The organism is Floridaenema flaviceps BLCC-F50 (assembly GCF_041929275.2).
GTDB lineage: Bacteria > Cyanobacteriota > Cyanobacteriia > Cyanobacteriales > Aerosakkonemataceae > Floridanema > Floridanema flaviceps.
This window is the reverse complement of sequence record NZ_JBHFNR020000001.1, coordinates 1,177,260-1,189,742: the sequence shown is the minus strand read 5'-3', so window position 1 is coordinate 1,189,742 and position 12,483 is coordinate 1,177,260. Positions and strand designations below refer to the sequence as shown.

Sequence of the window (12,483 nt, the reverse complement as noted above, 5' to 3'; positions counted from 1 at the left end):
CGAAATAATCAGGGTTTCAGGGTTTCAGGGGCAGGGGGGCAGGGGGGCAGGGGGGCAGGGGGGCAGGGGGGCAGGGGAGTTTTTCCCTAACCCCTAACCCCTAACCCCTAACCCCTAACCCCGCCTTAGTCCCTAGTCCCTAATGCCCAAATCTTAATGGTTCGGTCTTCGCTGCCACTGGCTAAAATTTTGCTATTGGGACTAAAGGCTACGGAACGTACTGCTTGTGAGTGTCCAGTGAGAATATCTATGAGTTTGCCAGTAGCTAAATGCCAAATCCTAATTGTATTGTCGGCGCTACCACTGGCTACTAATTGATTATCGGGGCTAATAGCTAAAGAGTTAATCGTTTGCGAATGTTCTGTTAAATTATGCAGCAGTATTCCACCACTTAAATGCCAAATTTTAATCGTTTTGTCTTCACTGCCACTAACGACAAATTTACTATCAGAGCTAACAATAACTGTGTTTACAGCAGCAGTATGTCCTGTCAAAGTGTGCAGTAGTTCCCCGCTACTGGTGTCCCAAAGTTTAATTGTGTTATCTGTACTGCCACTAATTAAAGTTTCTCCATTGGCACTAAAAGCGACTTGATTAACTATGCCTAGATGTCCAATTAAGGTATGTTGAATTTTTTCTGTAGGTAGCTGCCAAATTTGAATTGAGTTATCTCCACTACCGCTAGCTAGCATTTTTCCATCGGGACTGATAGCGGCAAATTTTACGCCTTGAGATTCGCTGATTACAGATTGGATTAATTCACCTGTTTCTAAATGCCAAACTTTTAGGGTTTTATCTTCACTACCGCTAGCTACAGTTTCTCCGTCTGGGCTAAAAGTAACTCGGTTTACTACTCCGAAATGTCCGCTAAAAGTTTTGAAGCATTGCCATCTGGGTGCGCTTTCTTGTAAGTCTTGCATGACTTCACTGGCGCTTTGGTAGCGTTCTTTGAGGGAGTCTTTAATTAATTTGTTTAAGATTTGCGCTAGTTTATCACTAACATCTGCGCCTCTTTGTCTGAGATATTCTCGCCATATCCAAATGCCTTCTTCTGCTTGGTAAAGTTCTTCTATTACTGTTCCGGTAACTAACTGAATGCAGGTGACTCCTAAACTAAATAAGTCACTGGCTGGATACACTTTACCACGAGTTTGTTCAATTGGTGCATAGCCTTCTGTTCCATATTGGGAACCTGTTTTTCCCCAGGAATTACTATGTAGTAGTTTCGCTAAACCAAAGTCTAATAATACTAATTTTCGATCGCTTTGGCGGCGAATAATATTCATCGGTTTAATGTCTCGATGCACTACGTTATGTTGATGGATGAATTTTAAAACGGGTAATAGATCGTTTAATAAGTTTCTAATTTTTTGTTCGCTGAATGTTCCTTGTTGTAAGATTTCGTCTAATAAGTTTTGTCCTTCAATAAATTCTTGTACTAGGTACAAACTTTTATCATGCTCGAAACAAGCTAGTAGTGTGGGAATTTGGGGATGTTCTCCTAGTTGCAGTAATAGTTTAGCTTCTTTTTCAAAGATTTGTCTGGCTCTTGCCATTGCGGCGATCGCATTTTCTATTTTACGCCATTTAAAAAATTGCTTGATTACACAATGGGCGTTTAGTCTGTCTGCGTCTGTACAAAGTAAGGTTCTGCCAAAATTTCCGGCTTCTATTAGTTTAAGCGATCGATAACGGTTCCGCAACAATAAAGGCCAGTGACAAGTTAAGCAAACCTCTGTTTCTTGAGGATTTTCCGGTTGTTCGCAAGTAGGATTAAAGCAATAACTCATAGTATGAAAAATTTTATAGTTTGTTTGGATGTTGGCGATCGTCACCCACTGACTACTATCTTCTTTCGTAAACACTGACCATAACTCGCAAGGCGATCGATAACTTCTGGTAAAAAAGTTCCCCAATCATGGCAAACTAATATCTCAGGAGTTATTGGCTGCAAATGCGATTTCTAGATTCACCACTCTTAGCTTAACTGCACCAATCAACCTCTAGCTTGATTTTGAAAGCATCTACCTTAAGATAGATATAATAACTAAAGTGACAGAAATTACCACCGCAATGTTAACTTTACGGTCTACAAGAGTTATTAAGAATAACAGCTATATTACCCAGTTATGGCGCTAAAAATATCATTGATTAATTAAAATTTTTTTTCCGAAATTTGGGAACCTGGTCATGTATAATACAGTCAGTTACGGGTAATTAGTGCATCTATTTTCTCTTGATTGCAAAAAGAGAAGTAGGAAACTATACAGATTTCGGAGAGAGATTGTATGTCTTTAAACTTAGCAGACCTTTGCGACGAGAAATTTTACCGCGAAAAGTACAAAGACGTTGACGATGCGATTAAAAGAGGCGAGTTCAAGAGTGCTAAAGAACACTATGAAAAAGTTGGCAAAAACGAAGACCGTCAAGCTTCTTTAGCTTTTAATCCTGAAGAATATCGCAAATTGAACAAGGACATTGACCAAGCACTTAAAGAAGGTAAAATTACCAGCGCCAGTAAACATTACGAAGAGTTTGGCGACAAAGAAGGACGGGAAACTGGCAATCGCTTGTTTAATGCTAAAAAATATTTGGAAGACAATCCAGATGTTAAAGAGGCAGCGAGTAAAGGACTAACTGGAGCTTTAGAACACGCTATAAAAGTTAGCAGTACAGAAAAATATCGTACCGTTAGTTTCTTTTTTAATAGCACTTTCTATGAAAGTACTAACGTCAAGGTACAACAAGCTATCCAAAGGGGAGAAGCTGCTAGTGCCTTTGAATATTTCCTAAAAAAAGGTGAATCAGAAGGAGATATTCCAACTCCTTATTTTGACGAGACATTCTATTTAGAAACCAATCCTGATATTGCAGAAGCAAAGAATAAAGGTCAAATTGTTAGCGCTTTTAACCACTGGATAAATATTGGTGTTAAAGAAGGTCGTGAGTTCAATCGCGCTATCAATGTTGCAGAATATCTTCAAGCTAATCAGGATGTAGCACAAGCAGTTAAAGCAGGAACGACTACTGCTTTTGAACATATTGTTGGTGTCGCTTTCAAAGAAAAGCGTTTCATTAGTTCGAGGTTTGATGCTCAGCTGTATACTGACCTAAATCCACAGGTACAACAAGACCTTAGCAAAGGGTTGTTTAAAAATGCTTTTGAACAGTATCTGGCAAAAGGTCAGCAACAAGGTTTAATTGCTTCCTCACAAACTACCCTGGCAACTACCAGGGATGATTTACTATTGGGTAAAGCGATCGCCGATCGCTTAGATGGACTAGATGGCAATGACCTAGTTTCTGGCAGTGGTGGCAATGATAATGTCAATGGCGGTGCAGGTAATGATTACGTCTTTGGCGATGGCGGCGATGACCTAGTATTAGGTGGCGCTGGTAACGACCTAGTATTTGGTGGCGCTGGTGATGACATAGTAGACGGTGAGGATGGGGATGACATTCTAGTTGGTGAAAGTGGTAAAGATGTCCTCGTTGGTGGTGGTGGTAAGAATTTCCTTTACGGTGGTGAGGGAGATGACTTACTAATTGGTGGTCAAGACAACGATATCTTAGTCGGCGGTGATGGGAACGATACTCTCTCTGGTGGTGATGGAGATGATGTTCTCTTCGGCGGCGATGGCAATGATCTGATGTATGGTGGCGCTGGTAAAGATACTCTCTACGGTGGCGCTGGTAAAGATACCTTTATTATTGATTCATTGCGTGTCGGTAGCTTACCTGGTGGTGGCAGCACCTTACCTGGTGGTGGCAGCACCTTACCTGGTGGTGGCAGCACCTTACCTGGTGGTGGCAGCACCTTACCTGGTGGTGGCAGTACCTTACCGGGTGGTGGCAGTACCTTACCTGGTGGTGGCAGTACCTTACCTGGTGGAAGTGACAGCTTAACTGGTGGTCAACAGTTTGGTCAGGATGTGATTTACGATTTCAATGCTGAGGAAGATGTAATCCAAGTTGCTGGTTTTGGTTTTGGTAATTCCGAAGAACTCTTTAGTGCTGTGACTAAGACTGGTACAACGGCGAGTGGTACTTACTACACAACTATAATGTTGAGTCAAGAGTTCCGGTTGAATATCTTCAGCAGTTCTTCGCTGTCGGTGAAAAACTTTACGGTTGGTTTGGGTAACTTACCTTCTTCTTTTGGCGGTTCTAGTTTGCAAGAACTGACTAAGGTTGTGGGTGTTAGTTCTGGACTGAAGGTGAAGATTAGCAACCGTCTCAAGTCAGCAGGTTTCAAAGTTAAAAACAAGTCTTAAGGATTGAGTCGGAGTAGAAGATCGATAAATCTCTACTAACTGAACCTTAAATGGGATGGCGATCGCACTCTACTAAATCGAGAAATGCGATCGCTATTTTTTTGCCCATTTCAGTTTCCAGAACAATTCTTTATCATGTTAAAAAGGCATCACAACTAAAACTAACTTTATCCATGCTTGCTGATATTAAAGAAATAGCGACTAAACTAGCACCCCGTCTGATTGAGATTCGTCGTCATATTCACTCTCACCCAGAATTAAGTGGTCAGGAGTATCAAACTTCTGCTTATGTTGCTGGCGTGTTGTCTTCCTACGGTATTCATGCTCAACAGGGTGTGGGTAAAACGGGAGTGGTAGGAGATCTTCGGGGTGATAGTCACAGCGATCGGATTTTAGCAATTCGTACCGATTTGGATGCTTTGCCAATTCACGAACGCACTGGTTTAGATTATAGTTCCAGTGAAGCGGGAGTTATGCACGCTTGCGGTCATGATGTGCATACAACTGTGGGTTTGGGAACGGCAATGGTTTTGGCGCAGTTGGGAGAAAACTTTACCGGAAATGTGCGTTTTTTGTTTCAACCAGCGGAAGAAGTTGCTAAAGGCGCTAGCTGGATGGTGGAAGATGGTGCATTAAATGGAGTGTCAGGAATTTTAAGTTTGCACGTTTTTCCTTCTATTCCTGCGGGTTCTGTGGGGATTCGTTATGGTGCCCTGACAGCTGCGGCAGATGATTTGGAAATTATTATAATTGGTGAGTCGGGTCATGGTGCTCGACCCCATGAAGCGATCGATGCAATTTGGATTGCTTCGCAAGTCATTACTTCTTTGCAACAAGCGATTAGTCGCACCCAAAATCCGCTGCGTCCGGTGGTAGTGACGATCGGTAAAATTGTTGGGGGTCGTGCTCCCAATGTGATTGCTGATGAGGTAAAGTTGTTGGGGACTGTGCGATCGCTCCATCCAGAAAGTCGCGAAGCTTTACCAAATTGGATTGAGCAAATTGTTGCTAATGTTTGTAAAACTTACGGCGCTCAATATCAAGTTTCCTATAAACAGGGTGTTCCGGGTGTACTCAATGACCCCATGTTAACCCAATTATTAGAGCAATCGGCTAGGGAAGCTTGGGGTAGTGATAGTATTATTATTCTCCCTGAACCTTCGTTAGGTGCAGAAGATTTTTCTCGCTATTTGGAAAAGGTTCCAGGTTCAATGTTCCGCTTGGGTGTCGGGTTTAAAGATCAACATAATTATCCCCTGCATCATCCCCAATTTCAAATTGATGAATCAGCAATTATTACTGGGGTGGTGACTCTCGCCTACTCTGCTTACAAATATTGGCAACAAACAAAAAGGTAAACTTTAGCAATTATCTTTGTTCGTTGTCGGGACTTTAGTCCTAGTTGGTTGTAAGGACTTTAGTCCTTATATCTGGTAAAGAAACGACCCAAGTCGTTACAACAGACTAAGAAACGACCCAAGTCGTTACAACAAACTGACGATCGCCGATCAGACTGAAGGCAGATGAAACATATTACAGCAAAAATTAAAGTCCTAACTATAACGAGTTAGAAGGAAATTTCCGTTTATGGCATCTGAGAGTAAACTTCATGGCATCGAATTAATTGATTGTGCCAAAGCTAATGCGAAACAGGGAATTGAGACAGCAACCGAGCTTTGTGGTTATGGGAAAAATATTAATGCTTTCTCTGCCGAATTGAAACAAGCTTGTCAGGATATTGGGGTGGAAATTCACGAATTGAGCGATTTAATTACGAGTCAGCAAACACTTAGACAAGAAGGTGGTTTTGATATTGCGCCTGAAAGTCCAACGGATTTATAAAGGCGCTGGGGAACTCTCGGAACTCTCGGAGTTCTCGGCGCTCTCAAAGCAGAAGAAAGCTATTTTTTCTGTTTCTAAATAAACTTATTTAAATGCGGCACAGCTGAAAATAAAAAGTTTTTCTTGACTTTCGATCGCGAACTTCTGCTCATATAAGTAGGTGCAAATAAATAAATTGATAATAGTTATATGAGGATGGGGCGGGGCTCTCCTGCCCACCCCACAAGAAAGATGTACTCTTGTGGGGTGGGCAGGAGAGCCCGCCTTGCTTTTTACTTTATTTACATCTACCTACTTATTTGACAAAACTTACTAAATATATGGAAAATTATCTAGATTTATTACTAGTTTAAAATAACTGGTTTTGAACAAGCAATCTATTGTATATTTAAATACGATGATTGACAGCAATAAGAAAATAAATATAAAACTGACTCACGGCTGAGGGAAAAATGCGGTAAGGTGAAAGCAGGGTCAGAGGAATTAAAAAATAACATGGAAAATGTAGATTGGCAGAATGTAATAGCAGGTGGACTGGCGATCGCCATTTTAATCGGCGGGATGTTAATGATGTTCACCAATATTTGGACTACCAAAGACAAGATGTAGAGCCTTATTGCAAGTTTTTCTTAATTCATTACGAGTCATATTAAATGTTTGATTTTCATCATCTTTGCGAATTTTCTCGCCTCAACTGTGCTGCTATCTGTGCGTTTCTAGTACCCGCCAACTTATTAGCAACTTTGCAGACTACGATCCTGGTGGGATTAAATCGTTCCTGGGTGCAGTTAGTTCCAGCAATTACAATGGCGACAATGCTAGCTGTGGTAATGATTTTGCACGTCTTTACCTGGTTTATGGTTGGGGTAGTGATGCTCCCAACTTACATTTTGCTGACACTGGGTAGCGTCTGCTTGACAATTAACCTTTGGGCGATCGTTAATCGGACAAGTATGAGACAATTGTTAACACAGGTGTGGTTATTGGCTTCTCGTTCGATAGATTGGGTGAAGTAATGGCGATCGAAATTTGTGATAATCATCACTAATAATGAGGGATCGGAGCGGGTTAGTTGGCACAATCTCATCACTCATTTGTCATCAAATTGTCACAATTCCCGCTAGCTTTCATCACTCTATCAGTCAGTTCAATAGCCGATATTTAAATGTATATTCTGTTGAGGTGACTGTTATGGGTTTAACAATTAATTTGCTAAGTGCGATGACTCTGATTCTGGGAATACAGCTAATTAATATCCATGCTGTAACTGCGGCTAGTGTAGATATTCATGGTTTAATTAAAACGATGGACTACGAGCCACCGAATAAAGGTGGACCAGATAGTAATATAGGTTCTGGAACTCGCTGATTCAGCCAAAACCTAGTTAACTCAATTAAGTTGCCAAATTTTTAGAGTGCCATTGACACTTCCTGCAGCTAGAGTTTGACCATTTTTGCCCAGTGCCATTGAAACGATCGCTTGTGCAGGTTCAAAAGTCAAGGTAGTTAAAGGTTTACCGCTCAATAAATCCCAGATGATAATGGAACCATCAACACTGGCACTAAAGAGAGTTTTGCCATCAGGACTAAAGCAAACAGAAGTAACGCCACCTGTGTGACTGATGAAAGTATAAAGACGATCGCGAGTGCCCAAATGCCATAATTTGATAGTGCGATCGCTACTAGCAGTGACTAACATGGGTTCTGTGGGATGAAAAGCGATTGAGCCAATTAAGCCTAAATCGCCAACTAAACTGTGCAACAATTGTCCAGTGTTCCAATGCCACAATTTAATCATGCCATCGCCGCCACCGCTTGCCAGAATTTGTCCATCTGGACTAAAAGCGATCGCGCTTACTGCGCCAGAATGTTTAGTAAAAGTTTTAATTTCCTTAGCAGTTTCTAACTCCCATAACTTAATTGTGCCATCATAACTACCACTAGCCAGAATTTGTCCATCAGGATTAATAGCAATTCCTCTTACCGATCCACTATGTTCTTTACAAATTTCTACTAAAGCACCTGTTTCTATTTCCCAAAGTTTAATATTTTGTTCAGAACCACCCTGAGCGAGTAAATTAAGATTGTCACTGAAAGCTAGAGCATAAACTGCACCAGTATTTTCCGAAATTACCCGAACTAATTCTCCTGTTTGATAATTCCAAACTTTCAGAGTGCGATCGAAACTTCCACTAATAATCTTTGACATATCCGCCGCAAAAATCACCGCAGATACCCAGTCAGAATGCGCGGCTATTGTCTGAACACAATCCCATTTTGGCAAGGAAATCGGGGAAGTTAACGGTTGCACAGTAGTAGTAATTGCAGGTTGAGGATGATAACTTTGTGTTGGCAAACTGGCAAAAGGTAAATGAGGCTCCCGATAGGAGACATTTTCCACTTTTCTCTGACTTTTTGGTGATTCTATGGCGACAGATTTTTGAATTTCTTGCACTTGTCGTTTGAGTTCATCCAACTTACTCATTAACCATGACTCAATTTGGGAATATTCAGCAATTCTTTGTTTGCGGTTGTCTACTTTTGTTCCCTGAAGCTGTAATTCTCTAACTTGTTGTTTTAAATCTTCTATTTGTGCAATTAACCATTGTTCAGGAGGTAAAGAAACATCTCCCATTCTGTCAGAGAACTGTTTTACAGTTTGCTCTAAATTATCTAATCGCGGTGCCAGAGAAGTGCTATTGAGGTACTGCACTACACTACTTAAGGAATCCTCTAAACTGCTGTATTGATCCCTGAGTTCTCCTATATCTTGATAAATGGGATTCATTTTTGCTCCCAGTAAAGAAGCAATAAAATCCTGCATTTGCGCCGTCTGCTTGGCAATACCTAAATAATTCGCTTCTCCCCCAGAGGCTAAAGTTCGCGTCACTGCTTGTAAAGTTTGGATATCTGTTGCGAGTTGCCGATAAAGGCGCGTCGTCGCTGCATTGGTGCTATTTCTACTTAGCAACTCAAAACGGCGACGGTTGACTAAGTTGACTAACACCGAAGCTGACAGAGGTACTGCCAAATAGATGATTTTGCCGCTAATGACAGCTACCACCGCTCCTGCGATCGTGCCTACAACAGCCGCATATTCTACCATTTCTAGCCGATTAGAGTTGTTCGACATTTAACACTTTTGACACTTGCTGCCTTTTGCATGATATCAGTCTTGGCTACCAAAGAAATGTCATTCAGACACAATTTCTGATGTTGCGCCAACAGTAGTTGAAAATTAAATTAACAGCTAGTTAACTCTGTTGCTAGTTACTAGCGTGGCGATGGTGGGGAATTGGTAGTATGTAGTTGATAGTGGGTAGTGGGATTTCTACTAGATACTACCAACTACCAACTACACAAAAAATCCGATTGGGAAGCAGCCAGTAAGATTGATAAAAAAAGGTTCCGAAGGAGAAATTAGTCCCAAAAGGTTGCGGAAGTATCAGGTAAAATAGAAGGGACACAGGTCAGCTGCTTGGGCACCTAAACTAATAGCCAAGGGAAAGCGCAAATTGGCAGCTTGCAGCATTTGAGGTAAAAGCATAAACTGTTAGTAAATTTATCTGTGAAAATCCACTTTTGTAAATTAGGAAACAAAACAAATTAGAATTTGCTCTACTTAATTTAGAAAGTCAGAAAAAATCCTCATAAATAAATTTTTAAGGAGCAACAACCCATGAACACAGAAGAAACAATTCCTCCTGAATCTGCGATCGTAGAAGTTGAGCCTGAGACTACTGATTTGGTAAAACCGGAAACCCCCGATCCCAACGATGATGTAATTAAAGAAACAATGGCACTGTTTGAAGCCATTAAAAACCGCGCACAAGAAGAATGGCAAACGGCTACAGAATTAATCCGCGAAGGTTATCTTAACGCTGTTTCTGGCGCACAAAACGTCTTAGAACAAAATCAAACTGAAGCAAAAGAACGCATCGAACAGACAAGTCAGTTACTACAGAAGGAAGCGGATAAAAACTGGCAAACGTTTGAAGCACTCAGAACTAAAGCAGTAGAAATGACGAAAGAATGGAGTGAACTTAGCCGTGAGAAATATTTAGAAGCGGTGCGAAAAGCTAGAGAATCAGTGGAACAAAATAAACTGATTGAAAAAGAACAAGTTGAACAAACCGTGCAAGATTTGCAACAACAAACAGATAAAAACTGGCAAGTATTCGTTGGTGAAATAGAATCTCTGGGAACTCAGTTAACAGATGCGGCGAAAAAAAACCTGGAACGATTTGATCGCTTCTGTTCCCCAGGATAAATAGTAGTTGGGGAGGTGGGGAGGTAGGGAGGTGGGGAGGTGGGGAGGTAGGGAGGTGGGGAGGTGGGGAGAGTTGAATAAGTAGTTAGTGAAATTATTTTCTCCCCATCCCCCCATCCCCCCATCTCCCCATTTCCCCACCTCCCCACCTCCCCAGTCCCCAGTCACCCCCGCAATAGGGCATAATGGTGAAGTTTTCCAATTTTTAGTGTTTGAATTTTACATCAACAGGTATGCGAAGTCATTATTGCGGTCAACTCCGAAGTTACAATGTGGGAGAAACGGTCACTCTTTATGGATGGGTGGATCGTCGCCGCGATCACGGGGGTGTGATATTTTTAGATTTGCGCGATCGCTCTGGGATAGTGCAAATTGTAAGCGATCCGGTACGCACTCCGAATTCATATCAGCAAGCTGAGAAGATGCGTAACGAATATGTGGTAAAAATTACTGGTCGGGTAACGCCACGTCCAGCAGATTCTCTCAATCCACGTATTCCCACTGGTGAGGTGGAAGTTTACGCTGATGAACTGGAGTTGCTCAATCAAGTATATAAGCAGATGCCTTTCCAGGTGTCAACGGCTGACGAAGAAGTTGTCCGGGAAGAGTTGCGTCTGAAGTATCGCTATTTGGATTTGCGACGCGATCGCATGACTGCTAATTTACAACTTCGGCACCAAGTTGTCAAAGCAATTCGTCGTCATTTAGAAGATGAAAAGGGTTTTATTGAAATTGAAACCCCAATTTTGACTCGTTCTACTCCTGAAGGTGCAAGAGATTATTTAGTACCGAGTCGCGTTAATCCGGGGGAATGGTATGCTTTACCTCAGTCTCCGCAATTATTTAAACAGTTGTTGATGGTTTCGGGGTTCGATCGATACTATCAAATTGCGCGTTGTTTCCGCGATGAAGATTTACGCGCTGATAGACAACCAGAATTTACTCAGTTAGACATGGAAATGAGTTTCATGTCGCAAGAAGAGATTTTGCAACTGAATGAAGATTTAGTTTGTCATGTTTTCCAAGCGGTTAAAGGAATTGAATTACCTCGTCCTTTCCCGCGCATGACTTATGCGGAAGCGATGGATCGTTATGGTTGCGATAAACCCGATACTCGCTATGGTTTAGAGTTAGTAAATGTTTCCGATTTGTTTAAAAATTCGGGTTTTAAGGTGTTTGCAGGTGCGATCGCATCTGGTGGAGTGGTAAAAGTTTTGCCAATTCCAGGGGGAAATGATGCAGTTTCTAATGTGCGAATTAAAGCTGGTGGCGACTTGTTTAAAGAAGCTAGCGAAGCAGGTGCAAAAGGTTTAGCTTATATCCGCGTGCGCGACAACGGAGAAATTGACACCATTGGCGCAATTAAAGATAATTTGACCGAGGAACAAAAGCAAGAATTAATCGATCGCACAGATGCGAAACCCGGTCATTTATTATTATTTGCTGCTGATAAAACTGAAGTAGTAAATAAAACTTTGGATAGATTACGTCAGGTAATTGCACAACAATTAGATTTAATCGATCGAAGTAAAATTAACCTGCTTTGGGTGACTGATTTCCCGATGTTTGAATGGAACGAAGAAGAAAAGCGTTTAGAAGCATTGCACCACCCATTTACCGCACCAAATCCTGAAGATTTAGATGATTTGAAAACTGCCAGAGCGCAAGCTTATGATTTGGTGTATAACGGTGTAGAAGTTGGTGGAGGAAGTTGCCGGATTTATCAGCGGGATGTGCAGGAGAGGGTGTTTGATGCGATCGGTTTATCGAGTGAAGAAGCACGCAATAAATTTGGCTTTTTGTTAGACGCATTTGAATATGGAACACCGCCTCACGGAGGAATTGCCTACGGTTTAGATCGTTGGGTAATGCTATTAGCTGGAGAGGAATCAATTCGGGATGTAATTGCCTTTCCGAAGACACAACAAGCAAGGTGTTTGTTAACAAATGCACCATCTAGCGTAGATGAAAAACAAATGAAAGAATTGCAAGTGCAATCAACTTACAAACCGAAAACTTAATATTAGATCCCCCTAAATCCCCCTTAAAAAGGGGGACTTTGAATCAGAGAATCCGGTTCCCCCCTTGTTAAGGGGGG

The 12,483-nt window shown here is 41.5% G+C and carries 9 protein-coding genes; 7 read left to right on the top strand and 2 right to left on the bottom strand.

Annotated features, from left to right (window positions below):
* Positions 1–125 precede the first annotated feature (125 nt).
* A complete protein-coding gene (locus ACE1CI_RS05765; protein WP_413263460.1) occupies positions 126–1,865 on the bottom strand; it encodes a protein kinase domain-containing protein in 1,740 nt (579 codons plus the stop codon).
* Between the two features lie 423 nt (positions 1,866–2,288).
* Here ACE1CI_RS05765 and ACE1CI_RS05760 point away from each other — a divergent pair, with 423 nt between their 5' ends.
* The 5 genes from ACE1CI_RS05760 to ACE1CI_RS05740 all read left to right on the top strand — a co-directional run bounded on the left by ACE1CI_RS05760 (position 2,289) and on the right by ACE1CI_RS05740 (position 7,484).
* Positions 2,289–4,274 carry a calcium-binding protein gene (locus ACE1CI_RS05760; protein ID WP_413263459.1) on the top strand — a complete coding sequence of 662 codons (1,986 nt, stop codon included), beginning with the start codon at positions 2,289–2,291 and terminating at the stop codon, positions 4,272–4,274.
* A 173-nt stretch (positions 4,275–4,447) separates the two neighbouring features.
* Positions 4,448–5,632: a M20 family metallopeptidase gene (locus ACE1CI_RS05755; protein WP_413263461.1), complete on the top strand. Its 1,185-nt coding sequence runs from the start codon at positions 4,448–4,450 to the stop codon at positions 5,630–5,632.
* A gap of 229 nt (positions 5,633–5,861) precedes the next feature.
* On the top strand, positions 5,862–6,116 hold the full coding sequence (locus tag ACE1CI_RS05750) for a hypothetical protein (protein WP_413263458.1): 255 nt from the start codon (positions 5,862–5,864) through the stop codon (positions 6,114–6,116).
* Positions 6,117–6,769: 653 nt separating this feature from the next.
* Positions 6,770–7,132, top strand: coding sequence for a hypothetical protein (locus ACE1CI_RS05745; RefSeq protein ID WP_413264369.1), 363 nt, complete (start codon positions 6,770–6,772; stop codon positions 7,130–7,132).
* Positions 7,133–7,166: 34 nt separating this feature from the next.
* Positions 7,167–7,484: a hypothetical protein gene (locus ACE1CI_RS05740; RefSeq protein ID WP_413264370.1), complete on the top strand. Its 318-nt coding sequence runs from the start codon at positions 7,167–7,169 to the stop codon at positions 7,482–7,484.
* A 21-nt stretch (positions 7,485–7,505) separates the two neighbouring features.
* On the opposite strand, the gene ACE1CI_RS05735 is transcribed toward ACE1CI_RS05740, so the two are convergent.
* Positions 7,506–9,248, bottom strand: coding sequence for a WD40 domain-containing protein (locus ACE1CI_RS05735; protein ID WP_413264371.1), 1,743 nt, complete (start codon positions 9,246–9,248; stop codon positions 7,506–7,508).
* Positions 9,249–9,794: 546 nt separating this feature from the next.
* On the opposite strand from ACE1CI_RS05735, the gene ACE1CI_RS05730 reads away from it, so the two are divergent.
* Together ACE1CI_RS05730 and aspS are read left to right on the top strand one after the other, a co-directional pair.
* A complete protein-coding gene (locus ACE1CI_RS05730) occupies positions 9,795–10,385 on the top strand; it encodes a hypothetical protein (protein ID WP_496615261.1) in 591 nt (196 codons plus the stop codon).
* Positions 10,386–10,618: 233 nt separating this feature from the next.
* Positions 10,619–12,406, top strand: coding sequence for an aspartate--tRNA ligase (aspS, locus tag ACE1CI_RS05725; protein WP_413263990.1), 1,788 nt, complete (start codon positions 10,619–10,621; stop codon positions 12,404–12,406).
* The last annotated feature ends 77 nt before the right edge of the window (positions 12,407–12,483 follow it).

Coding starts and splice junctions, on each gene's coding strand:
- ACE1CI_RS05760 (WP_413263459.1), top strand. CDS start 2,289: ATGTCTTTAAACTTAGCAGACCTTTGCGACGAGAAATTTTACCGCGAA.
- ACE1CI_RS05755 (WP_413263461.1), top strand. CDS start 4,448: ATGCTTGCTGATATTAAAGAAATAGCGACTAAACTAGCACCCCGTCTG.
- ACE1CI_RS05750 (WP_413263458.1), top strand. CDS start 5,862: ATGGCATCTGAGAGTAAACTTCATGGCATCGAATTAATTGATTGTGCC.
- ACE1CI_RS05745 (WP_413264369.1), top strand. CDS start 6,770: ATGTTTGATTTTCATCATCTTTGCGAATTTTCTCGCCTCAACTGTGCT.
- ACE1CI_RS05740 (WP_413264370.1), top strand. CDS start 7,167: ATGAGGGATCGGAGCGGGTTAGTTGGCACAATCTCATCACTCATTTGT.
- ACE1CI_RS05735 (WP_413264371.1), bottom strand. CDS start 9,248: ATGTCGAACAACTCTAATCGGCTAGAAATGGTAGAATATGCGGCTGTT.
- ACE1CI_RS05730 (WP_496615261.1), top strand. CDS start 9,795: ATGAACACAGAAGAAACAATTCCTCCTGAATCTGCGATCGTAGAAGTT.
- aspS (WP_413263990.1), top strand. CDS start 10,619: ATGCGAAGTCATTATTGCGGTCAACTCCGAAGTTACAATGTGGGAGAA.